Genomic DNA, 24303 nt, shown 5'->3' on the forward strand with positions numbered 1-24303 from the left:
TCCGATGTCACCTCAGGATCAGTCGTGCGGCGGATTCGATCGCGTCCGCCATGTCCGCGTAGGAGCCGTAGCCCATGCCTGCTCTGACGAGCGCCCCGGCGTAGACCATCTCCAGCGCGGACACCACGTCGTCGTCGTTCTGATCGCCCAGGGCCGCCACCAGGCGGCGACGGATGTCGGCACCGATCCGCACGCGCAGGTGGGACACCTCCGGATCGTCGCCCAGGAGCGCGCCGGTGACCGCCGAGGACAACTCGGGCTCGTCGGCGATCAACAGCGCGACATCGCGCAGCACCGCGACCACCCGGTCGACCGTGGAGCCACCGTCGACGGGTGCGGTCGCATGGTCATCGAGACGACGCCAGAACACCTCGGCGATGAGGTGTCCCTTGGAGGAGAAGTAGGTGTAGGCGGTCGCGGGGGCGACGCCCGCCCTGGCCGCCACGGCCCGGACCGCGAGGCCTCCGGCACCCTTCTCCCGAAGTACCTCGACAGCAGCGCTGGTCAGGCGGTCGACGGTCTCGGCCTGCTGGCCGTTGAGCCGCCGCCGTGTGGATTCGAAACGGGCTGCAGTGGACATGTGTCTGGACAGTACACCAATGCCGGACTATCGTCTAGACAGCTGTCCACCCAACCGATGTCCACCCAGACCGACGGAAGGTCCCCCGTGACGACGAGCATCACCGACACCGCACCGCTGCTCATCGGCGGCGAACTCCGGCAGTCCACTTCGGGCGCCACGTTCGACGTGCTCAACCCGGCCACAGAGGAGGTCCTCGGCTCCGCCGCCGACGCCACCTCCGAGGACATGGCCGCCGCGATCGCGGCGGCCCGCGCCGCCTTCGACACCACCGACTGGTCCACCGACCACACATTCCGCGCGACGTGCCTGCGCCAGCTCCGCGACGCGCTGCAGTCGCACACGGAGGAGCTGCGCGCCCTGACCATCGCCGAGGTCGGGGCGCCCCACATGTTCACGACCGGCCCACAGCTCGAGGGGCCCGTCGCGGACCTGGGCTGGCTCGCCGATCTCGTCGAGGCCTACCAGTGGACCGAGGACCTGGGCGAGTCCGAGATCATGGGCGTGCGCTCGCACCGCACCACCCGGCGCGAGGCGATCGGCGTCGTCGGCGCCATCACGCCGTGGAACTTCCCCAACCAGATCAACCTGGCCAAGATCGGCCCCGCACTGGCCGCCGGCTGCACGGTGGTGCTCAAGCCCGCGCCCGACACCCCGCTCATCGCCGCGGCCGTGGCCCGGATCGCCGCCGAGGAGACGGACCTGCCCGCGGGAGTGCTCAACGTGATCTCCTCCTCCGACCACGGGATCGGCGCGCAGCTGACCACCGACCCCCGGGTCGACCTGGTCTCCTTCACCGGCTCCACATCGACCGGCAAAAAGATCATGGTGGCGGCAGCCGAATCGCTGAAGAAGGTGTTCCTGGAACTGGGCGGCAAGTCCGCGTCGGTCGTGCTCGACGACGCCGACCTCGGCACCGCCTGCTTCATGACCGCCCTCAACACCTGCACCCACGCCGGACAGGGCTGCGCGCTGACCACCCGGCTCGTGGTGCCCCGCGAGAAGTACGCCGAGGCGATCGAGGCCGCCAAGGGCGCCATGGCCTCGTTCACCCCCACCGACCCCACCGACCCCGGCGCGTTCTGCGGCCCGGTGATCTCCGCCGTCCAGCGCGAGCGCATCGAGGGCTACATCGAGCTCGCCCGCGCCGAGGGCGGCACGATCGAGATCGGCGGCGGCCGCCCGACCGGCGAGGGCTTCGGCCGCGGTTTCTGGGTCGAGCCCACTCTCATCTCCGGGCTCGACAACTCCGCGCGCGTCGCCAGGGAGGAGATCTTCGGCCCCGTGCTGGTGATCATCCCGCACGACGGCGACGAGGACGCCATCCGGATCGCCAACGATTCGCCCTACGGCCTGTCCGGGGCGGTGTGGGGTACCGATCCGGAGCGGGTCGAGAAGGTCGTGGCCGGGATCCGCACCGGCACGCTCGGCGTCAACGGCGGCCAGTGGTACGGCGCCGACGTGCCGTTCGGCGGCTACAAGCAGTCCGGCATCGGCCGGGAGATGGGCCGCGAGGGCTTCGAGGAATACCTCGAGATCAAGTCCGTCGCGACGCCGGCATGACCCGCGCCGGCCGCACGCCGATGACCGGCACCACTCCACAGCATCCATCAACAGAAGGTAGTCAGACCATGGGACGTTTCGACGGTAAGACAGTGATCGTGACCGGCGCGGCCGGCGGCATCGGCGAGGAGTACGCCAAGGCGCTCGCCGCCGAGGGCGCCAAGGTGGTCGTGGCCGACGTCTCCACCGAGCAGGGTGAGCGCGTGGCCACCGAGATCATCGAGGCCGGCGGCCACGCCTTCTTCCAGCACACCGACGTCTCCGACGAGTCCTCGGCGAACGCGTGCGCCGAGGCCGCGGTGGAGCGATTCGGCGGGCTCGACATGCTGGTCAACAACGCCGCGATCTTCGGCGGCATGAAGCTGGACTTCCTCATCACCGTGCCGTGGGACTACTACGAGAAGTTCATGTCGGTGAATCTCAATGGCCAGCTGCTCATGGTGCGGGCCTGCTGGGAGAGGATGGCGGCCGCCGGCGGCGGCGCGATCGTCAACCAGTCCTCCACCGCGGCGTGGCTGTACTCGGGCTTCTACGGCCTGGCCAAGGTGGGCGTCAACGGCCTCACCCAGCAGCTGGCCACCGAGCTGGGCGGCTCGAACATCCGCATCAACGCGATCGCGCCCGGTCCGATCGCCACCGAGGCCAACCTCACCACCACCCCACAATCGATCGTCAGCGAGATGGTGGACAAGCTGCCGATCAAGCGGATGGGCCAGCCGGAGGACCTCGTGGGGATGCTGTTGTTCCTGCTGTCGGACGAGGCCAGCTGGATCACCGGCCAGATCTTCAACGTCGACGGCGGACAGGTCATCAGATCGTGAGCGAGCATCCGGCCATGAGTGGCGCAGACGACGTGGACCCCACCGATCCGGCCGCCGCGCCGATCGGCCCCGGCTCCCCGGACGACGCGCCGGCCCCGGTCGGCTTCATCGGACTGGGCAACATGGGCGCGCCCATCGCCAGGCGACTGCTCGCCTGGCCCGGCGGGCTCGTGGTGTGTGATGTGCGCGCCGAGGCCACCGAGCCGTTCGTCGCCGAGGGCGCGACCGTCGCTGAGCGCGCGGAGGACGTGGCCCGGGCGGCGAAACTGATCTCGGTGACGGTGCTCGACGACGCCCAGGTCCGCGACGTGGTCGACGGCCCGCACGGCATCCTGCGCACCGCCTCCCCCGGAACGGTGATCGCCGTCCACTCGACCATCTCCGACTCGACGGCCGTAGAGCTGGCCGAAATGTGTTCTGCGGCCGGCGTACATCTGATCGACGCCCCCGTCTCGGGCGGCGCGCAGGGCGCGGAGGCCGGCGAACTCGCGGTGATGGTCGGCGGCCCGCGCGAGGTCTACGACGCCTGCAGGCCGGCGTTCAGGCTCTGGGCGGGCATGCCTGTCCACGCCGGCGCGGTGGGCGCGGGCACGCGGATGAAGCTGGCGCGGAACCTGCTGCACTTCATCTCCTTCACGGCGACGGCCGAGGCCTCGCGTCTGGCCGAGGCCGCCGGCATCGACATCGCGGGGCTAGGCCGCGTGGTGCGGCACACCGACGCGATCACGGGCGGTGCCGGCGCGGTGATGCTCCGCGACACCACCGCGCCGATCGATCCCGACGACTTCTGGCACGGCGTGTTCACCCATGTCCGCGGCCTGGGCGAGAAGGACCTGTCGCTCGCCCTGGGCCTGGCCGATCGCCTCGGCGTGGACCTGCCGCTCGGTGCGATCGCCCTGCGCGATCTGGGCGCCGGTTTCGGTGTGGGGCCGGGCGAGATCGCCCTGGCCGCCGACGCGGGTGCCGCCGAGACCTACGACAACGACGACGACAACAACGACGAGGTACACGGATGAGCAACGAGTCGGACGCCGGGTTGAGCCCGGAACGCGCACACGGACTGGCGATGATGACCGAGGCGTACGGATTCGAGATGTCGGACGGGCCGGGTGACTACTTCGCCGAGACCGCCGACCATCTCTTCGGTCGGATCTGGTCCCGTCCCGGACTGACCCACCGCGACCGCCGGCTGCTGCTGCTCGGCGCCCTCACCGCCCAGGGGAACTCGGACATCGCCGATATCCAGGTGGGCGCGGCGCTGGGCAACGGCGAACTGACGGCGGACGAGCTCGAGGAGATCGTACTGTTCCTCTGCTACTACGCGGGCTGGCCCAACGGGACCAAGCTCGGCAACGTCGTGGGGCCGCATGTGGCCCGGGCCCGCAAGGCCGCCCGCCGCGCCGAGAGCTGAGGGGTGCCTACTAGGTTGGTGCCCATGACCGCACCCGAGATCGAACCGTCGCTGCTGGCCGTCGCGCTCGCCGCCCCCGGCTTCATGCCCCTCGAAGAGGGCACCACCCTGTACGAGATCGCCTGCGAGTACCTGGGCGACGGTGTGGGCGTGGAGATCGGCACCTACTGCGGCCGTTCGACGGTGTTCCTCGGCGCAGCGGCCCGGGTGACCGGCGGCAGCATCGTCACCGTCGACCACCACCGGGGTTCCGAGGAGCACCAGCCGGGCTGGGAGTACCACGACGCCGACCTCGTCGACCCGCACACCGGTCGGCTCGAGACGCTCGGCCGGTTCCGGCACACCGTGTGGGATGCCGGCCTCGACGACGTGGTGACCGCGGCCGTCGGCAGCTCCCGTCAGGTCGCCCGCGTGTGGGGCAGGCCCGCCTCGTTCGTGTTCATCGACGGTGGGCACTCCTCCGAGGCCGCGCAGGCCGACTACGAGGGGTGGGCCCCGTGGGTCGGGATCGGCGGAGCACTGCTCATACACGACGTCTTCCCGAACCCCGAGGACGGCGGGCGCCCTCCGTACGAGATCTACTGCCGTGCGATCGAGTCCGGCCAGTTCACCGAGGTCCGCGCCGTGGACTCGCTGCGCGTGCTGCGCCGCGACTCCGGCGAGGTCGGCGCCCCGATGCCCTGAGCCGGGCCGCCGGCCACACCCTCCGGGACGCCGGATCAGACGGCCCAGCGGCCGCCGGCGCTCCACGGGTCGCCGGCACCGGGCCCACCGCGCCGGGCGTGCAGGAATCGGCCGACCACCGCGGCGCCGAGGTCGTCGACCTCCGGCGCGACCACCGTGCCGTCCACCCGCCGGGCCAGCGCGTCGAGGAATCGCGACAGGCCGGGGTCGTCCCCCAGCCGGAAGAACGTCGTCCGGGCCCCGAACCGCGCCACCCGGTCCAACTCGTCGACGGTCGTGCGGATCGTCTCGGGATTCGGCGGATAGGCGAACCACGGCTCCCCACCGGCGAGCAGGTGCGAGGTGGGTTCGCCGTCGGTGACGATGAGCAACACCGGCTGCATCGTGGGGTGCTCGCGGAAGAAGCGTCCCGCCAACAGCAGCGCATGGTGCAGGTTCGTCCCCGGCTCGTATCGGGCGTCCAGGGAGAGAAGGCTCTCGATGGTCCTCGTCTGCGCGAGACTGCCGAACGAGATGAGTTGCATGCGATCCTGCCGAAACCGCGTGCTGATCAGGTGGTGCAGGGCCAGCGCCGTGCGCTTCATCGGGACCCAGCGGCCCTCCATCGCCATGGAGAACGAGGTGTCCACCAGCAGCACGACCGCCGCCTGGGTACGGGCCTCGCTCTCACGGACCTCGATGTCCTCGGGCAGCAGCCGGATCCGCTGCCCGGTCGGGCGGCCCTCCGCCGCCGACCGGGTGACCGCGTTGGTCACCGTCCTCGGCACATCCCAGGACGCCACATCACCGAACTGCCACTGGCGACTCGCCCCGGTCTGCTCCCCGGCGGCTCCCGAGGCCCGGGTCTCCCGCGCGCCCGATCTCCCGGACAACCGGCGGGCGGCGTCCCGCAGGAGCGAACGGCCCAGCTTCCGCAGGGCGGCCGGGGACAGCCTGAGGTCACCGTTCGGACGGCGACTGAGGTAGCCGGACTCCCGCATCTCCCGCTCGATCCGGGCGAGGGTCTGTACGGAGACCGCCGCGCTGTGACCGAGGTGCCGGGCCACGGCCTCGAGGTCCAGCTCGGACAGTGGCGATCCGTCGGAGTGCGCGAGCTGTTCGGCCAGCCGATCCAGGTCACCGAGCTCGGCCATCACCGCCGCCCCCTCGGACATGCCGAGTCCGTCGGAGCCCTCGAAATCGCTGGAACCATCCCAGTCCTCGCCGGGTCGCAGGGTCTGGAGCAGACCGTCGAGCCGACCGAGCTGATCGGAGAGCTCGGGCGAACCGAACGCCTGCTGCGACAGGGCCATCAGCTCCTCCCGTTGCTCGGGGGTCATCGAATTCATCATCCGCTGGGCCGCGGCCGATCGGGCCGCCAGCGTGTCGATGAGTTCCTCGACATCGCGCGGCTGCTCCGGGAACGAGTCCCCGTGCTTGTCCATGAAGCGCTCGAAATCCTCGCGCGTATCCTCCCCGCGCGAGTGCTTGTCCAGCAGGTCGGTCAGGTCGGACAACATCTCCGAGACGGCGGCCCGGTCGGCGTCGGTGGCGTTCTCGAGCGCCTGCTTCATCCCGGAGAACCGGGCGTCCAGCGCCTCCCTGCCGAGAAGATCCTGGATCTGCCGGAACGACTCGCGGGCGTCGGTGGATGCCCAGTCATATTCCGCCAGCTCCCCCACCGCCGCGGCCGGGGAGCCCGGGAGGTTCTCGAGGGTCATCTCCCGCATGGTGCGGTCCATCGCGTCCATCCGGGTGTCCCGGGCGAGCTGCCCCCGCTCGGCCAGCACGGCCTGCTCGAGCAATCGAGCGACCTCGTCCAGCGTGCCCCCGAGGTGGTGCTTATCCAACAGTTCGCGCCGCCGACGGTTCAGGTCGCCGGCGAGTTCGTCCAGCCCGGTCAGGTCCCGGCCACCGCTGCGCAGGAACTCCCGCATCGACTGCTGCGGCGAGTAGCCGGCCATCACGCCCTCCGACACGGACTCGAGCGCCTCCGACAGGTCCAGCGGTGGGGCGAGCGGGTCCGGGCCGCCGACATACCGTCCATAGCGGGCATTGCGTTCGGCTCGCGCCATCGTGCACCTCTCTCGTCCGCGCCGGCGTTCAGCGCTGGTCCGGCGTTCGCTGCCGTGCCGGGTCAGCCGTATACCGCGGCGCCGTCCCCGGTCTCCTTGGACAACCGGCGCGACAGATACAGCCCCTCCAGCGCCAACTCGATCGCGCCGGCCCGCTGACCCGCGGTCTGCGCGCCGGCCCGCTCGGCGATCTCGTCGTACAACCCGGGCTCGGACAGCTCGGGCAGTGCCTCCAGGAACTCCGCCGCCGTCACGTCGGCGCCGGTGGTCAGCGTCAGGTCGCCGTCGAAGGCGTCGACGAGGGGCGCCATGTCGACCCCTCGGAACAGGTCCCGGACGACATCGATCGTGGCGCTCCGCAGCAGGTATCGGAGGATCTCCGACTCCCGCCCCTCCTCACCGGGCTCGAACTCGATCTTGCCGCGCAGAACGTCCACCGCGGCGTCGACATCGACCAGTCGGGCCACGGCTTCGCCGCCGTCGTCGTCATCCAGACCTCGCACCGCCACCCGACGCCGCGCGGCCGCGGCGACGGTCTCGGCGCCGGCGATCGCGACACGCGCCGACACCCCGGACGCCTGGTTGACCGCGTCGGAGGCGCGCAGTTCGCGGGTGAACCGCGCCAACAGCTCCATGAGCGGCTGCGGAACGTCTGCGGTCAGGTCGGACTCCTGCCGCACGACCTCGATCTCGTCGGCGAGCTCGAGCGGGTAGTGGGTGCGGATCTCGGCGCCGAACCGGTCCTTGAGCGGGGTGATGATCCGGCCGCGGTTGGTGTAGTCCTCCGGGTTGGCCGAGGCCAACACCAGCACATCCAACGGCAGGCGCAGCACGTACCCGCGGATCTGGATGTCCCGCTCCTCCATGACGTTGAGCAGCGCCACCTGAATCCGCTCGGCCAGGTCCGGGAGCTCGTTGAGCGCCACGATCCCGCGGTTGGCGCGGGGCACCAGGCCGTAGTGGATCGTCTCGGGGTCCCCCATCCGGCGGCCCTCCGCGACCCGCATCGGGTCCACGTCGCCGATCATGTCCGCCACCGAGGTGTCCGGCGTGGACAGCTTCTCGACGTATCGCTCGCTGCGGTGGCGCCACTCGATCGGCAGGGCGTCACCCTCGCGGGCGATCCGCTCCCGGGTGGGATCGGTGATCGGGGCGAGCGGGTCCTCCCACAGCTCGGTGTCGGCCACCACCGGAGACCACTCGTCCAGCAGGCCGACCAGGGTGCGCAGCAGGCGCGTCTTGCCCTGCCCGCGCTCGCCGAGCAGCACGATGTCGTGGCCGGCGATGATCGCCCGTTCGAGTTGCGGGATGACGGTCGTGCCGAAGCCGTGCATGCCCGGCCAGGGGTCCCGGCCGGCGGCGAGCGCCCCGAGCAGGTTGTGCCGCAACTCCTCTCGCAGAGTGCGGCTGGTGTACCCGGCGGCACGCAACTCGCCGAGATTCCTGACGTCCGGTTTGTTGCTCACGCTGACCACCGTAGCCCCGCCGGCGCACCGCCGCCTCCGGCCTAGACTCGGGTGCCATGCGCGCAGTGCTGACTCTGGTCCTCAACATCATCTGGCTCGTGACCGCCGGGTTCTGGCTGTTCCTCGGTTACCTCGCGGCCGGGATCCTGGCCGTCATCTTCATCGTCACCATCCCGTTCGCCGTGGCGAGCTTCCGGATCGGGCTCTACGTCCTGTGGCCGTTCGGCCGGGAGGTCGTCGACACCGGCCGGTCGGGGGGTGCGAGCACCGTCGTCAACGTCGTCTGGTTCCTCATCGCCGGTCTGTGGCTCGCGATCGGCCACATCGGCACCGCCATCGCCCAGGCCATCACCATCATCGGGCTGCCGCTGGCGTGGGCGAACCTCAAGCTCATCCCCGTGACATGCTTCCCGTTCGGCAAGGAGATCGTCCCGTCGGACCGGGCGCGGATGGTCCCGGTGACCGGCCGCTGACGCGAAACCCCGGTGGCTGGCTGAGCGAACCCGCGACCGACCCGCGTACGAGCCTTTCGGCGCCATCAGCGAGAAAACGCCCGGCGTGTCGCACGCTGATGGCGCCCGTCTTCAGTCCTCGAGACGGGGCTGGTGGTGGCTCGCGATCGACACCCGGTTGAACGAGTTGATCAGCACGATCGCCCACTCCAGTGCGGCGAGCTGCTCGTCGTCGAAATGTTCCGACGCGGCCGTGACGGCGGCGGCCCGCTCATCCACATCGTCCAGCCGGGTGAGGGTCTCGGCCAGCCGCAACGCGGCCCGCTCCCGCTCCCCGAACGCGTCGAGCTCACGCCACGCGGGCAACAGGTCGAGTCGCCGTTGGGATACTCCGGCATCGCGTGCGGCCGTCACGTGGGTGGCCAGACAGGCCGCGCACCCGTTGATCTGTGAGACCCGCACGTTGACCAGCTCGAGCAGCCCCTCGTCGAGTCCGGCCTCGGTCGATGCCTCTCGCGAGGCGACCGCCGAGCGGACGAGCTGCTTGTAGACCTCCCGGTGGACCCGGTCGAGCTGTGGGACCGCCACGTCAGCCCTCCTGTTCGCGCAGCCATGCCATGTCGTCGGGTGTCGGGAGTCGATACGAGCCCGCGAACTCCTCGCCGTTCTTCTCCAGGAATCCCTTGACCATCGGGCACACGGCCACGATCGGCACGTTCTCGGCGATCGTGGCCTCGACGGCGCCGCGGACGAGCGCGGTCCCGATCCCGCGGCCGCCGAATCGCTCGTCGACGACCGTGTGGTGGAAGATCCGGTCGTCGCCACGCGTGCGGAAGTGGGCGTGACCGGCCACCTCGTCGTCGGCCGTTCTGATCTCGAAGGCCTCCTGCTGCGGGTCGCGCCGCACGGTGACGGTCTCTCCGGTCTTGTCGGTGTACTGGCGATCTGCCATCGTCGTCCTTTCCTTCGGGTTCGGCGGCGCCACGGTGCGGGGCCGCAGCGGGTCAGTCGGTCCGGGATCGGTCGATCCGGGCTCGCCCCGCCGGGTTGACGCGCGGTTTGAGGGTCGTGGTGGGCAGGGTGGGCGCGGGCAGCCGGGTCAGCCCCTCCGGGTCGTGGCCGATGTACCCGTGGACGCGACCGAAGCGCTCCGAGTGCTCCTCCCATTCCTGCCGGTAGCGGGCGACCTCATCATGGGTGCGGCCGATGAAGTTCCACCACATGATGATCTCCTCCTCGAACGGCGTGCCACCGATCAGGACGGCGCGGCCCGGGGAGGCGCCGACGTTACGGACGGTCAGCGTGGTCTCGCCGACGCCCGTGTAGGCGAGTTGGGTCGGCTCGACGCTCACGCCCTCGAGCGTGAGCTCCCCGGCGTCCACGAGGAGCCCGTGTTCGAAGTCCCTGTCGACGTCGATGGTCAGCTCCGCACCGGGGTCCAGGCGGATCTCCGCCCCGAGCAGCGGGGAGAAAGTGGAGACCGGCGACGACGATCCCAGCAGCGAGCCCATGAACACCAGGGCCGAACCGCCGTCGAACTCGACCGGCTCGGGCACGTGGTGATCGAAGCGGCGGCCACTGGTCTCGCGGTGCTCGTCGGGCAGCACGGTCCACAGCTGCACCCCGTGCAACACCGTCGTGTCCTGGGTCGACGCCTCGGTATGGCAGATTCCGGCGCCGGAGGTCATGAGATTGACCTCTCCGGGCCGGACCACCGCGTGGTTGTCCCCGGAGTCGTGGTGCGTGACGTTGCCCTCGAACAGCCAGCTCACGGTCTGCAGCCCGGTGTGCGGGTGGGAGGGCACGTCCATCCCGCCGCTCGCCGAGACATCGTCGGGCCCGTAGTGGTCGACGAAGCACCACGCCCCGATGAGGGAGCGCTGCCGCTGCGGGAGGGTCCGCTTGACGGTCATCGCGCGTGGGCCGCCGAGCGGGACGTCACGGGAGGTGATGATCTCCACGCGGGCGCCGCCGGGCTCGCGGCCGTTGGCCGCCCCGCCGGCCTCGCACTCGATCTCGTCCGGTCGCGGGTCGAGGTTGGTCATGGGTCGCGCTCCTGATCGTCACGTCGGTACAACTGGTCGGGTCGGTCGTCGCAGGGTGCGTCAGTCGGCCACCTCGCTCATCGCCCGCCGGGCGTCGGCGGCCTCGCGCCGCAGCTCGAGTTTGCGGGCGTTGATCTTTCCGGCGAGCGCGAGAGTGAGCGCTTTGTCGACGACCGGCACGGGCAGGAGGTCGAGCAGGCGACGTCCGAGGTCCCACTTCACCGCGTAGCGGTGCCGAGGACGGCTTGCGGTCCCGGCGGCCCATACCGCCTCCGCGAGCACCGACGGGTCCCCGGCGACCCCGTCCTGCCCGGCGGCCATCTCCCCCATCACCGATGCCATGGCGGCGAACGGCGAGCCCGGCCGGGTCGACTCCTGGAAGTTTCGCAGGATGGCGGCGGTCATCCCGGTCCGGAACGGGCCGGGTTGCACCAGAACGACGTCCATCCCGAGGAACATCAGCTCGCGGCGGAGCGCATCGCCGTAGGCCTCCACGGCGTGCTTGCTCATGGCGTAGGGGCCGTTCATCGGCATGGCGTGCTGCGGGCCGGTCTCGGAGCTGATGAGCACCACGCGCCCGCCGCTCTCGCGCAGCAGTTCCCACAGCGCGTGAACGGTGCTGACGGTGCCCATGACGTTGACGTCCAGCACGCGCTGGATCTTCTCGGGGCCGGACTCGGCGAGCGGCCCGATCCCGAGGACTCCCGCGAAAGTGATCAGCACGTCGATGCGGCCGAGCTCGGCGCGCACGCGGTCGGCGACCGTCTCCAACGAGGCCGAATCGGTGACGTCGGCGGCCAGACCGGTGATGCCTGCCCCACCGGCGGGCGCCCTGAGATCGACGGCCACGACCTGCCAGCCGCGTTCGGCGTAGAGCGCGGCCGTGGCGGCCCCGAGGCCGCCCCCGGCACCTGTGACGACGACGACGGGTTTACCGGATTCCGCGGTGTCCATGACCCGACGTTACCGTCGGGCGCCCGTCCCCGGGTGACGCCTCACGCGGCCCGGGTGCGGGCGCAGGGCGTCACCGTCACGGAGTGGGCGCCGGGCGGGACGCCTGTCTCGGGAGTCGGGCTCAGGCGTCGGGCTCAGGCGTCGGCGCCGATTCCCAGCTTCCCGGCGAGGCGGTCGATGTAGCCGAGCACCTCGTCCTCGGAGCGGTCCGGCGTGCCGTAGACGAGTTCGTGGACGCCGAGCTCGCGATACATCTCGATCTTCTCGGGCTCTGGTTTCCCGTCCAGGACGACGATGTACGGCTCACCCTCACGACCCGCCTCGGCCCACACTTCGCGGAGCTTTCGGACGCTTCCGGAGATGTCCTGCGAGATCGGCGTGGTCATCCACCCGTCGGCGCTGCGGCAGATCCACTTGAAGTTCTTCTCGTTGCCCGCCGCCCCCACCAGGGTGAGCGGGCCCGGCTTGCGCGCGGTCTTGGGCCAGGCCCAGCTGGGACCGAAGTCCACGAACTCGCCGTGGTACTCGGCCTCGTCGTGGGTCCACAGCTCGCGCATCGCCTCGAGGTACTCGCGGAGCATGGTGCGGCGGCGCCCGGGTGGCACGCTGTGGTCGGCCATCTCGTCCAGGTTCCAGCCGTAGCCCACGCCGAGGACGGTGCGGCCGTCGGAGAGGTTGTCGACGGTGGCGATGGACTTGGCCAGCGTGATGGGATCGCTCTCGACCGGGATCGACACGGCGGTGCCCAGCCGGATCGTCCGGGTGACGGCCGCGACCGCCCCCAGTGCGACCCACGGGTCCAGGGTCCGGCAGTAGCGCTCATCGGGCAGCTCGGCACCGCCGGTGCCGGGGTGGGCCGCGTCGCGGCGGACCGGGATATGTGTGTGTTCGGGCACGTAGAACGCGGAGAAACCGGCCCGCTCGGCCGCGACGGCCGCGGTGGTCGGCCGAATCCCCCGGTCACTGGTGAACAGGGTCAGTCCGAACTCCATGCGTGCTCCCTCGTGCGCGGCCCCCGCCTTGCAAGACACCCGACCAGACAGGTGTCCATCGACGGCTGCCGAAAGACTATCGCACGGAGTACTCGGATGGGCGGGCTTCGCCGACCGCACCCTCGGCCGCCTCGCGCGATGCCCCGTTGCGCGATGCCCCGTCGACGGGCCCGACGTTCGGCGAAGCGCCCGACGCGCAGTCGGCCGCGGTGTCACCCTCGCAGGTGGCCGGGTCGCCCGGCCGCGACCGCAGCCGCTGCATCGTGTGATCGGCAACGTAGCGGAAGATCTCGTTACCCGGCGTGGTGCGCGAGAGCGCATCCGCGGCCAGCAGCACCACCGCGCCGGTCCACGTGCTCAGCTCGACCGGCCAGCGCTTGCCGTCCGCGAAGACCAGGCCGGTCCAGTAGGAACCGTCCGCCTCTCGCAGGTGCTGCATGTTCGTGAACTGCTCCAGCGCCTGCTCGTGACGGCCGGCGGCCTCGAGCGCGAGCACGAACTCACACGTCTCGGCGCCGGTCACCCACGGGCGGTGGTCGACGCACCGGATCCCCAGGCCGTCCACCACGAAATCGCCCCACCGGGCGTCGATCCGTTGCTGTGCCTGCTCGCCCACCATCACGCCGGTCAGCACCGGGTAGAACCAGTCCATCGAGAACTCGGTTTTGGGCGTGAACAGCTCCGGGTGCGCGCGCAGCGCGTGCCCCAGCCGGTCGGCGGCCAGGTCCCATTCCGGGGCGCTCTCACCGAGCTCCTCCGCGATCGCTACTCCGCACCGCAGGGCGTGGTGGATACTCGAGGACCCGGTGATCAGCGCCTCGTCGCAGAAGCCACGCGGGCTGGAGCCCCACCACATCTGTCCCTGGGGGCCCTGATGGGTCAGCACGAGATCGAGGGCGCGACGCACGGTCGGCCACATCGACTCCAGGAAGTCACGTGCTCCGGTGACCAGGTGGTGATGCCACAGTCCCACCGCGATGTAGGCGCAGAAGTTGGTGTCCGTGTCGGCATCGGCGACCTCGCCGTCCTGCCACTTGATCGGCCAGGAGCCGTCGGCACGCTGGGTGTCCCGGAGGAATCCGAACGCGCGCCGGGCGGCCTCCCACTGTCCGGCGACCGTCAGCCCCATCGCGGACTCGACGTGGTCCCAGGGGTCGGTGTGCCCACCGGTGAACCACGGGATCTCCCCGCTGGGCTTCTGGACGGAGGCGATCCACTCCCCGGTGGCGCGGACCGCGTCCTCGTCCAGAACGCCCGGGACGCCGGGCACGAGCCGCGAACCCGCGGGGGCGTCACCGCCTACCGGGGCGCCCTGCGCCACGCCGTTACGGGAACCGATGTTCTGGGGCTGCACGGACGATCAGGCCTCCACGGGCTTACGAAGATAGAACACGATGGACTTGCCCATCACCGGGTTGAGCAGCTTCTCGGCGGTCCGCGTGACCCACGGCCCCTTCATCAGGTCCCACACGAGCAGCTTGTGGTACGCCTTCGGCAGCGGATGGTCATCCTTCTCCGTACCCACCGCGCACTTGAGCCACCAGTACGGGGCGTGCAGCGCGTGGGCGAATCCGGTCCCGGTGACCTCGAGGCCCGCGGCACGGAGCTTGTAGCCGAGTTCCTCAGCCGTGTAGATGCGGCAGTGGCCACCCGGGTTGGAGTGGTAGTCGTCCGAGAGCTTCCAGCACAGCTTCTCCGGCCACTCCCGCGGGACGGTCACCGCGGCGACTCCGCCCGGCTTGAGGATGCGGACCAGCTCGGCGATCGCCTTGGTGTCCTCCGGCACGTGCTCAAGCACCTCGGAGATGAGGACCAGATCGAAGGTCGCGTCGTCGTACGGCATCGCGAGCGCGTCGCCGGTGATGGCCTCACCCTTGGATTCCGGGAGCCCGTGCCCCTCCGCCTCCATGGCCGCGAGCATGTCGGCGACCTGCTGCATCTCGTCCGCGTTCTGATCGAACGCGGTCACGTCGGCTCCACGCCGGTAGAGCTCGAAGGTGTGTCGGCCCAGGCCGGCCCCCACGTCGATGGCTCGCATGCCCGGGGTGACCCCCAGACGGTCGAAGTCAGCGGTCAGCATGCGGCGTCCTCCTGCTCACGGATGTCGTACGTGCCGGCGTCCGGCAGTACCTCGGGCACGTCAGCGGTGACGTGCTCGTCGATCTCGGCCTGATCCGGTCCGATGACCGGCCCGGCGGTGAAGTCCGGCGGCTCCTCGCCGCGGACCCGCGCGATGGCCGCCTGGTAGACCTCGACGGTCCGGCGCGCCACAGCCGCCCAACTGTAACGCTCCATGACCCGTTCGCGGCCACCCTCCGAGAGGCGCGTGCGCTCGGCGGGGTCCGCCAGCAGCGCGCTGATCTGCCGCGCCAACTCGTCCACGTTGCCAGGCTCGACCAGCCGGGCCGCACGATCGTCGGTGCCCACGACTTCCGGTAGCGCCCCGGCCCGGGTCGCGACGAGTGCGCAACCGCTGGACATGGCCTCCACCGCCGGCAACGAGAAGCCCTCGTACATGCTCGGGACGACAGCGATCTCGGCCGTACCCACGAGTTCGGCGAGCTCGTCGTCGTCGACCCCGGAGACCAGGTCCACCGCGTCCCGTAACCCGAGTGAATCGAGGAGCTTGGCGGCCTCGCCCTTGCGCTTGAGCTTGGAGATCAGCGTCAGGCGCACTCCCGGGTGCTCCTCGCGGACCCTCGCCAGGGCGCGCAGGAGGATCGGCACGCCCTTGAGCGGCTGATCGGCGCTGGCCACACAGACCAGGCGACCCGGCTCGCGGTCGCGGCGGTCGTGGAAACGGTCCGTGTCCACGCCGAGCGGAATGGTGACGATCCGCTGCGGGTCCACTCCGAAGTCCGAGGCGATGTCGTCTGCCGAGTTGGACGACACCGTGATGATCTCGTGCAGCCGGCGGGAGACCTTGATCTGCATGCCCAGGAACCCGAACCACCGCCACGTGGTGAGTTTCTTACGCAGCGGCGCCTCTTTCATAGCCAACGCACGGTCCCGCGTGATCGGGTGATGCACCGTCGCCACCACCGGGAATCCGGCCTCCTCCATCTCGAGGAGGCCGGTACCGAGGCACTGGTTGTCGTGCACCACGTCGAAATCCGCGAGCCTGTCTTTGAGTGTCCGGGCGGCGCGGAGGCTGAAGGTCCGCGGCTCCGGGAATCCGGCGGTCCACATGGTGACGACCTCGAGCACGTCGATCCAGTCGCGGATCTCCCGCGGGTGCGGGGTGCGGAACGGGTTGGCGTCGTTGTAGAGATCCAGGCTCGGGATCTTCGACAGAGACGGCCCCGGGTCCAGCTCGGGGTACGGCTGACCGGAGAACACCTCGACGGTGTGCCCGAGTGCTGCCAGCTCACGACTGAGGTGACGGACGTAGACGCCCTGCCCTCCGCCGTGTGGCTTACTCCTGTACGAAAGCAGTGCGATCCGCACGGTCGATCGTCTCCCTCCGGTCATCGGACGCCGCGGGCCGCTCGCCACAGGCGAGGCGGCCCAGGGCACGTCGGTCAAGTCTAGAACACGTTCGCCCCTGGCCAGAACGCGGCCGGGCTGACGCACCGGACCCCCGGGCACAGTGTGTGCTCGGGGGTCCGGTGATGGCGATATCGCTGGTGAACGGCTTACGCGCGCCCACCGACGTTGTCAGTAGCCCAGGTCGTCCAGGCGGACCGACGCGCCGGTGGCGTCGCCGAAACCGTCCTCGGGACCGTAGAAGCCGTCGCCGTAATCCGGGATGGAGTACGCCGCTGCGCGGGCTTCCTCGGTGGGCTCGACCGTCGAGTTCCGGTAGCGGTTGATACCGGTACCCGCCGGGATGAGCTTACCGATGATGACGTTCTCCTTGAGGCCCACGAGCTTGTCCGACCGCTTGTTGATGGCGGCGTCGGTGAGCACGCGGGTGGTCTCCTGGAAGGAGGCCGCCGAGAGCCACGAGTCGGTGGCGAGCGAGGCCTTGGTGATGCCCATGAGCACCGGGCGCGCCGAGGCGGGCGAGCCGCCCTCGGTGAGCACGCGACGGTTCTCCGCCGTGAGCTCCGCACGCTCGACCAGGGCACCGGGCAGGAACTCGGTGCTGTTCGACTCGCTGATGGCCACGCGGCGCATCATCTGGCGGACGATGACCTCGATGTGCTTGTCGTGGATCGACACACCCTGCGAGCGGTAGACCTTCTGCACCTCGTCGACGAGGTGCTTCTGGACGCCGTTCGTACCGAGGATCGCCAGCACCTCGTGCGGGTCGGCGGGGCCCTCCAGGAGCGGCTGACCGCGGTCGAGGTGGTCGCCGTCGGCGATCGGCCGCGACGAGCCGTCGTCGAGGTCGATGTGCGCGAGGCCCTGACGCTTGGAGAGCTTCTCGTAGACGATCTCGTCCGCCCCGTTGTCCGGGACGATCGTGATCGTGTAGAAACGCTCCTCCTCGTCGAGGCGGATCCGGCCGGCTTCCTCGGCGATCGGGGCCTTGCCCTTGGGGACACGGGCCTCGAAGAGCTCCTGGACTCGCGGCAGACCACCGGTGATGTCGTCACCGACGCCACCCTGGTGGAACGTACGCATGGTCAGCTGCGTACCGGGCTCACCGATCGACTGCGCGGCGACGATGCCGACGGCCTCGCCGATGTCCACCAGCTGGCCGGTGGCCATCGAGCGGCCGTAGCAGGTCGCACACACTCCGGTTCCGGTGGTGCAGGTCAGGACCGAACGGACCTTGACGTTCTGCACGCCGGCGGCGATGAGCGCCTCGATGGTGGGGTCACCCAGGTCGGTGCCCGCCGCGACGATCACGTTGCCCGAGGCGTCCGTGGCGTCCTCTGCGAGCGTCCGGGCGAACGTCGAGGTCTCGACGTGCTCGTCCCGCTCGAGGTCACCGGTCGGGTTGCCCTGGACGTCCATGACCGGACGGGCGATGACCGTCTCGACACCCTTGTTGGTGCCACAGTCGGTCTCGCGGACGATGACGTCCTGCGACACGTCGACCAGACGCCGGGTGAGGTAGCCCGAGTCGGCGGTACGCAGGGCGGTATCGGCCAGACCCTTACGGGCACCGTGCGTGTTCATGAAGTACTCGAGCACCGTCAGGCCCTCGCGGAACGAGGACTTGATGGGCTGCGGGATGAACTCGCCGTTCGGACGCGTCACCAGACCCTTCATTCCCGCGAGCGCGCGGATCTGGGTCATGTTGCCGGCCGCGCCCGACTTGACGATCGTCGGGATCGGGTTGGTGTCCGGGTAGTTCGCCTCCATGGCCTGGCCGATCTCGTCGGTGGCCTCCTGCCAGAGCTTGACGAGGTCGCTCTTGCGCTCCTCGTCGGTGATCTTGCCCAGGTCGAACTGCGACTCGAGGCGCGCGGCCTTGGCGTCGTAGGAGGCGAGGATCTCCTTCTTGGCCGGCGGCACGAGCACATCGGACATGGCGATGGTGACACCCGAGCGGGTGGCCCAGTAGAAGCCTGTGTCCTTGAGCTTGTCCACCGTCTGCGCCACGACGATCATCGGGTAGCGCTCGGCCAGATCGTTGATGATGACGGCCTGACGCTTCTTCGGCATCTGCTCGTTGACGAACGGGTAGTCCGTCGGGAGCAGCTCGTTGAACAAGACGCGACCCAGTGTGGTCTCGGTGATCCACTCCTGGCCGGGGGTCCAGCCCTCGGGGAACTTCTCGGCCTCGATCTCGGCGGACGGACGCTGATGCGTCAGACGCATCTGGACCGGCGCGTGGATGTCGAGCACACCGAGGTCAACGGCCATGATGGCCTCGGCCGAGGTCGAGTACACACCCTGGGCCGGCTCGTTCTCGGTGGCCGGCACGTGGGAGCCGGTCGCCCCCTCGTCGAGACGGGTCAGGTAGTACAGGCCCGTGACCATGTCCAGTCGCGGCATGGCGAGCGGACGACCGGACGCCGGCGACAGGATGTTGTTCGAGGCGAGCATGAGGATGCGGGCCTCGGCCTGGGCCTCCGCGGACAGCGGGAGGTGGACGGCCATCTGGTCACCGTCGAAGTCGGCGTTGAAGGCCTCACACACCAGCGGGTGCAGCTGGATCGCCTTACCCTCGACGAGCTGCGGCTCGAACGCCTGGATGCCGAGACGGTGCAGCGTGGGCGCACGGTTGAGCATCACCGGGTGCTCGGCGATGACCTCTTCGAGCACGTCCCACACCTGGTCGCGCTGACGCTCGACCATGCGCTTGGCGGACTTGATGTTCTGCGCGTGGTTGAGGTCCACCAGACGCTTCATGACGAACGGCTTGAACAGCTCGAGTGCCATGAGCTTGGGTAGACCACACTGGTGCAGCTGCAACTGCGGGCCCACGACGATCACGGAACGACCCGAGTAGTCGACGCGCTTTCCGAGCAGGTTCTGACGGAAGCGGCCCTGCTTGCCCTTGAGCAGGTCGGACAGCGACTTGAGCGGGCGATTGCCCGGGCCCGTGACGGGGCGGCCGCGACGACCGTTGTCGAACAGTGCGTCGACGGACTCCTGCAGCATCCGCTTCTCGTTGTTGACGATGATCTCGGGCGCGCCGAGGTCCATCAGTCGCTTGAGGCGGTTGTTGCGGTTGATCACACGGCGGTACAAGTCGTTGAGGTCCGACGTGGCAAAGCGGCCACCGTCGAGCTGGACCATCGGGCGCAGCTCCGGCGGGATCACCGGGACGGCACCGAGCACCATCGCGGCCGGGTGGTTGCCCGACTGCAGGAACGCCGAGACGACCTTGAGGCGCTTGAGCGCCCGGATCTTCTTCTGCCCCTTGCCGTTGCGGATGACGTCGCGGAGCGACTCGGCCTCGGCCTCGAGGTCGAAGTTCTCCAGCAGCGACTGGATCGCCTCGGCGCCCATGCCGCCCTCGAAGTACTCGCCGAAGCGGTCATCGAGTTCGCGGTAGATGCCCTCGTCGACGATGATCTGGTTGACGTCGAGCTTGGTGAAGGTGGTCCAGATCTCCTCGAGACGGTCCAGCTCACGCTGGGCCGCTTCGCGGATCTTCTTCATCTCCTTCTCGCCGCCGTCCTTCACCTTGCGACGCTGGTCGGCCTTGGCACCCTCGGCCTCGAGCTCGGCCAGGTCGGCCTCGAGCTTCTTGGCGCGCGCCTCGATGTCGGAGTCGCGCTCGTCCTCGATGATCTTGCGCTCCTCGACGACCTGGGCCTCGAGGGTGCTGAGCTCGTTGTGGCGGAGCTCGGTGTCGACATCGGTGATGACGTACGCGGCGAAGTAGATGATCTTGTCGAGATCCTTGGGCGCCAGGTCGAGCAGGTAGCCCAGGCGCGACGGAACGCCCTTGAAGTACCAGATGTGCGTGACCGGCGCGGCCAGCTCGATGTGGCCCATCCGCTCACGACGCACCTTGGCGCGGGTCACCTCGACGCCACAGCGCTCACAGATGATGCCCTTGAAGCGGACGCGCTTGTACTTACCGCAGTAGCACTCCCAGTCCCGGGTGGGGCCGAAGATCTTCTCGCAGAACAGGCCCTCCTTCTCCGGCTTGAGGGTGCGGTAGTTGATGGTCTCCGGCTTCTTGACCTCGCCGTAGGACCAGTTACGGATGTCCTCGGCGGTGGCGAGGCTGATGACCAGCTCGTCGAAGTAGTTGACGTCCTGCACGTAGGCGTCCTTTCCCGGGTGGGATGATGGCGGGCCCCGCTCGGGGTGGGGCCGCTTGCGGGGCCCGCCGTGGTGGAACTGAATTCTTCGGGTGCGGTGCGGTGCGACCTCTCGGCCGCACCGCCCGCCTACTTACTGCGCCAGCTCGTCGGCCGCGGAGGACTCGTCGCGCGAGAGGTTGATCCCCAGGTTCGCGGCGGTGCGGTCGAGGTCGTCGTCGTCACCCTCGCCGAGGGAGACGGCCTGCCCGTCACTGGAGAGCACCTCGACGTTGAGGCACAGCGACTGCAGCTCCTTCAGAAGAACCTTGAAGGACTCCGGGATGCCGGGCTCCGGGATGTTCTCGCCCTTGACGATCGCCTCGTAGACCTTCACGCGGCCCACGACGTCATCGGACTTGATGGTCAGCAGTTCCTGCAGCGTGTACGCCGCGCCGTAGGCCTGCATGGCCCAGCACTCCATCTCACCGAAGCGCTGGCCACCGAACTGGGCCTTACCGCCGAGCGGCTGCTGGGTGATCATCGAGTACGGACCGGTCGACCGGGCGTGGATCTTGTCGTCCACCAGGTGGTGCAGCTTCAGGATGTACATGTAGCCGACGGACACCGGGTACGGGAACGGCTCACCCGAACGACCATCGATGAGGGTCGCCTTGCCGTCGCCCTGGACCATCCGCTCGCCGTCACGGTTCGGGAGGGTGTGACCGAGCAGGCCGGTGATCTCCGTGTCCGCGGCACCGTCGAACACCGGGGTGGCGGTGTTCGTGTCGGGCTCGACGCGGTGGATCTGCTCCGGCAGCTTGGCCGCCCACTCCGGCAGGGAGCCGTCCGCCTCACGCGGCACCTCCCAGCCGGCCTTGGCCAGCCAGCCCAGATGGGTCTCCATGATCTGGCCGATGTTCATACGACGCGGGACACCGTGGGTGTTGAGGATGATGTCCACCGGCGTGCCGTCGGGCATGAACGGCATGTCCTCCGCGGGGAGGATCTTGCCGATGACGCCCTTGTTGCCGTGGCGGCCGGCGAGCTTGTCGCCGTCCTGGATCTTGCGCTTCTGCGCCACGTACACGCGGACGAGCTCGTTGACACCGGGGGGCAGATCGTCCTCGTCGTCACGCGAGAAGACGCGGACGCCGATGACCTTGCCGGACTCGCCGTGGGGCACCTTGAGTGACGTGTCGCGGACCTCGCGGGCCTTCTCGCCGAAGATGGCGCGCAGCAGGCGCTCCTCGGGGGTGAGCTCGGTCTCGCCCTTCGGCGTGACCTTGCCGACCAGGATGTCGCCGTCGCGGACCTCGGCGCCGATGCGCACGATGCCACGGTCGTCCAGGTCCGCGAGGACCTCGTCGGAGACGTTCGGGATGTCGCGGGTGATCTCCTCGGCGCCCAGCTTCGTGTCGCGGGCGTCGATCTCGTGCTCCTCGATGTGGATGGACGTCAGGACGTCCTCCTCCACCAGTCGCTGCGAGAGGATGATCGCGTCCTCGTAGTTGTGGCCCTCCCACGGCATGATCGCCACGAGCAGGTTCTTGCCCAGGGCCATCTCACCGTCCTCGGTGCAGGGGCCGTCGGCGAGAACCTGGCCGGCTTCGACGCGGTCACCCTCGTCGACGATCGGCTTCTGGTTGGAGCACGTGCCCTGGTTGGAGCGCGCGAACTTCGACAGGCGGTAGGTCTGGCGACCTCCGTCGTCGTCCATCACGGTGATGAAGTCGGCGGAGACCTCCTCGACCATGCCCGGCGTGGTGTTGACGATCACGTCACCGGCGTCGACGGCGGCACGCAGCTCCATGCCGGTGCCGACGAGCGGCGCCTCGGAACGCACCAGCGGCACGGCCTGACGCTGCATGTTCGCGCCCATGAGGGCACGGTTGGCGTCGTCGTGCTCGAGGAACGGGATCATCGCGGTGGCCACGGAGACCATCTGACGCGGCGAGACGTCCATGTAGTCGACATCCGCGGCCTCGACGACCTCGACGTCGCCGTGCTTCTTGCGCACGAGCACCCGGTCGCTCACGAAGGTCATCTCCGGCGAGAGCTCGGAGTTGGCCTGCGCCACGACGTAGCGGTCCTCCTCGTCGGCCGTCAGGTAGTCCACCTGGTCGGTGACGACGCCGTCGACGACACGACGGTACGGGGTCTCGATGAAGCCGAACGGGTTGACCCGCGCGTACACCGAGAGAGAACCGATGAGGCCGATGTTCGGACCCTCGGGGGTCTCGATCGGACACATGCGCCCGTAGTGCGAGGCGTGGACGTCTCGCACCTCGAGGCCGGCACGCTCACGCGACAGACCGCCCGGGCCGAGCGCGGAGAGACGACGCTTGTGGGTCAGGCCCGACAGCGGGTTGTTCTGGTCCATGAACTGCGACATCTGGGAGGTTCCGAAGAACTCCTTGAGTGCAGCGGTGATGGGCCGGATGTTGATCAGCGACTGCGGGGTGATCGCCTCGGAGTCCTGCGTGGTCATGCGCTCGCGGACGACGCGCTCCATGCGCGACAGGCCGACGCGGACCTGGTTCTGGATCAGCTCACCGACCGTGCGGAGACGACGGTTACCGAAGTGGTCGATGTCGTCCACCTCGACCGGCACCTCGCGGCCGCCCTCGACCTGCATCGACGCGTCGCCGGCGTGCAGGCGCACCAGGTACTCGATGGTGGCCGCGATGTCCTCGCGGGTGAGCGTCGTGGTGGCGTCGCCCTCCGGGTCCGGCAGACCGAGCTTGCGGTTGACCTTGTAGCGGCCGACGCGGGCCAGGTCGTAGCGCTTCTCCTTGAAGAACAGGTTCTCCAGCAGCGCCTCGGCCGACTCGCGGGTCGGGGGCTCGCCCGGACGCAGCTTGCGGTAGATCTCGAGCAACGCCTGGTCGGTGTCCTCGACGGTGTCCTTCTCGAGGGTCGACATCATGATCTCGGAGAAGCCGTAGCGCTCCTTGATCTCGGTGGTGGTCCAGCCGAGCGCCTTGAGCAGCACGGTGACGGACTGGCGACGCTTGCGGTCGATGCGGACACCGACCGTGTCGCGCTTGTCCACGTCGAACTCGAGCCACGCACCGCGCGACGGGATGACCTTGACCGCGTGGACGTCACGCTCGGTCGACTTGTCGCGCGACCGGTCGAAGTAGACGCCCGGCGAACGGACGAGCTGCGAGACGACGACCCGCTCGGTGCCGTTGATGATGAAGGTGCCCTTGTCGGTCATCATGGGGAAATCACCCATGAAGACGGTCTGGGACTTGATCTCGCCGGTTTCGGTGTTCTCGAACTCGGCGGTGACGAAGAGCGGAGCCTCGTAGGTGCGGTCCTTCTCACGGCAGTCCTCGAGGGACGCCTTGACCTCTTCGAAGTACGGCTCCGAGAACGAGAGCGACATGGAGCCGGAGAAGTCCTCGATCGGGGAGATCTCCTTGAGGATGGACTCCAGGCCTCCCTCGAGGTTCGTGGTGCCGCGCGAGGCGGCCCTCTCTTGCCACTCCTCCGAACCGATGAACCACTCGAACGACTCCGTCTGGAGGTCGAGCAGCCCCGGGACCGGCAACGGCTCGGTGAGCTTCGCGAACGAGACTCTCCGGGGCGCACCGGGAACGGTGGAGACTGACGTGGTCTGGCGGGAGACTGCCAAGATGGGTCCTTCCAGCACCTCACGTGATCACCACGGGCGGTGA

Annotated in this window: 19 protein-coding genes; 6 read left to right on the top strand and 13 right to left on the bottom strand. The window is 69.3% G+C overall.

Features of this window, described 5'->3' with window-relative positions; translation table 11 throughout:
- Window positions 1-7 precede the first annotated feature (7 nt).
- Window positions 8-580 (bottom strand): TetR family transcriptional regulator, encoded by a 573-nt coding sequence (locus K3888_RS00520; RefSeq protein WP_230928275.1) that lies wholly within the window; start codon window positions 578-580, stop codon window positions 8-10.
- Between the two features lie 87 nt (window positions 581-667).
- Between K3888_RS00520 and K3888_RS00525 the strand changes: the two genes are divergently transcribed.
- The 5 genes from K3888_RS00525 (at window position 668) to K3888_RS00545 (ending at window position 5059) form a co-directional block, all read left to right on the top strand.
- Window positions 668-2143, top strand: coding sequence for an aldehyde dehydrogenase (locus K3888_RS00525; RefSeq protein WP_372459508.1), 1476 nt, complete (start codon window positions 668-670; stop codon window positions 2141-2143).
- A 68-nt stretch (window positions 2144-2211) separates the two neighbouring features.
- Window positions 2212-2964 (top strand): SDR family oxidoreductase, encoded by a 753-nt coding sequence (locus K3888_RS00530; protein ID WP_230928277.1) that lies wholly within the window; start codon window positions 2212-2214, stop codon window positions 2962-2964.
- A gap of 14 nt (window positions 2965-2978) precedes the next feature.
- Window positions 2979-3980, top strand: coding sequence for an NAD(P)-dependent oxidoreductase (locus K3888_RS00535; RefSeq protein ID WP_269074648.1), 1002 nt, complete (start codon window positions 2979-2981; stop codon window positions 3978-3980).
- Window positions 3977-4375, top strand: a complete 399-nt coding sequence (locus tag K3888_RS00540) for a carboxymuconolactone decarboxylase family protein (RefSeq protein ID WP_230928278.1) — start codon at window positions 3977-3979, stop codon at window positions 4373-4375. Before K3888_RS00535 ends, K3888_RS00540 begins: the two co-directional genes overlap by 4 nt.
- A gap of 24 nt (window positions 4376-4399) precedes the next feature.
- Window positions 4400-5059: a class I SAM-dependent methyltransferase gene (locus tag K3888_RS00545; RefSeq protein WP_230928279.1), complete on the top strand. Its 660-nt coding sequence runs from the start codon at window positions 4400-4402 to the stop codon at window positions 5057-5059.
- A gap of 35 nt (window positions 5060-5094) precedes the next feature.
- Here K3888_RS00545 and K3888_RS00550 read toward each other — a convergent pair whose 3' ends face one another.
- Both K3888_RS00550 and K3888_RS00555 read right to left on the bottom strand, forming a co-directional pair.
- Window positions 5095-7113, bottom strand: coding sequence for a vWA domain-containing protein (locus K3888_RS00550; protein WP_230928280.1), 2019 nt, complete (start codon window positions 7111-7113; stop codon window positions 5095-5097).
- A gap of 62 nt (window positions 7114-7175) precedes the next feature.
- Window positions 7176-8588, bottom strand: a complete 1413-nt coding sequence (locus K3888_RS00555) for a sigma 54-interacting transcriptional regulator (protein ID WP_372459509.1) — start codon at window positions 8586-8588, stop codon at window positions 7176-7178.
- Window positions 8589-8635: 47 nt separating this feature from the next.
- On the opposite strand from K3888_RS00555, the gene K3888_RS00560 reads away from it, so the two are divergent.
- Window positions 8636-9052, top strand: coding sequence for a YccF domain-containing protein (locus tag K3888_RS00560; protein ID WP_230928282.1), 417 nt, complete (start codon window positions 8636-8638; stop codon window positions 9050-9052).
- A 111-nt stretch (window positions 9053-9163) separates the two neighbouring features.
- Here K3888_RS00560 and K3888_RS00565 read toward each other — a convergent pair whose 3' ends face one another.
- The 10 genes from K3888_RS00565 to rpoB form a co-directional block, all read right to left on the bottom strand.
- Entirely contained in the window at window positions 9164-9619 is a 456-nt protein-coding gene (locus K3888_RS00565) for a carboxymuconolactone decarboxylase family protein (RefSeq protein WP_230928283.1), read from the bottom strand.
- Window position 9620: 1 nt separating this feature from the next.
- On the bottom strand, window positions 9621-9983 hold the full coding sequence (locus tag K3888_RS00570; protein ID WP_230928284.1) for a GNAT family N-acetyltransferase: 363 nt from the start codon (window positions 9981-9983) through the stop codon (window positions 9621-9623).
- 52 nt (window positions 9984-10035) lie between these two features.
- Window positions 10036-11076 carry a pirin family protein gene (locus tag K3888_RS00575; RefSeq protein WP_230928285.1) on the bottom strand — a complete coding sequence of 347 codons (1041 nt, stop codon included), beginning with the start codon at window positions 11074-11076 and terminating at the stop codon, window positions 10036-10038.
- A 60-nt stretch (window positions 11077-11136) separates the two neighbouring features.
- Window positions 11137-12030, bottom strand: a complete 894-nt coding sequence (locus K3888_RS00580) for an SDR family NAD(P)-dependent oxidoreductase (protein WP_230928286.1) — start codon at window positions 12028-12030, stop codon at window positions 11137-11139.
- A gap of 134 nt (window positions 12031-12164) precedes the next feature.
- The gene (locus tag K3888_RS00585; RefSeq protein WP_230928287.1) at window positions 12165-13022 is read right to left on the bottom strand and encodes an LLM class F420-dependent oxidoreductase; all 858 of its coding nucleotides are present in this window, start codon (window positions 13020-13022) and stop codon (window positions 12165-12167) included.
- 76 nt (window positions 13023-13098) lie between these two features.
- Window positions 13099-14292 carry a glucosidase family protein gene (locus K3888_RS00590; protein ID WP_230928652.1) on the bottom strand — a complete coding sequence of 398 codons (1194 nt, stop codon included), beginning with the start codon at window positions 14290-14292 and terminating at the stop codon, window positions 13099-13101.
- Window positions 14293-14382: 90 nt separating this feature from the next.
- A complete protein-coding gene (locus K3888_RS00595; RefSeq protein ID WP_230928288.1) occupies window positions 14383-15102 on the bottom strand; it encodes a class I SAM-dependent methyltransferase in 720 nt (239 codons plus the stop codon).
- Window positions 15096-16469, bottom strand: a complete 1374-nt coding sequence (locus K3888_RS00600) for a glycosyltransferase family 4 protein (protein ID WP_230928289.1) — start codon at window positions 16467-16469, stop codon at window positions 15096-15098. Before K3888_RS00600 ends, K3888_RS00595 begins: the two co-directional genes overlap by 7 nt.
- Window positions 16470-16679: 210 nt before the next feature.
- Window positions 16680-20639 carry a DNA-directed RNA polymerase subunit beta' gene (locus K3888_RS00605; RefSeq protein ID WP_230928290.1) on the bottom strand — a complete coding sequence of 1320 codons (3960 nt, stop codon included), beginning with the start codon at window positions 20637-20639 and terminating at the stop codon, window positions 16680-16682.
- Between the two features lie 132 nt (window positions 20640-20771).
- Window positions 20772-24278, bottom strand: coding sequence for a DNA-directed RNA polymerase subunit beta (gene rpoB / locus K3888_RS00610; RefSeq protein ID WP_230928291.1), 3507 nt, complete (start codon window positions 24276-24278; stop codon window positions 20772-20774).
- Between the last annotated feature and the right edge of the window lie 25 nt (window positions 24279-24303).

It is taken from the genome of Dietzia aurantiaca (assembly GCF_021033825.1).
Lineage (GTDB): Bacteria > Actinomycetota > Actinomycetes > Mycobacteriales > Mycobacteriaceae > Dietzia > Dietzia aurantiaca.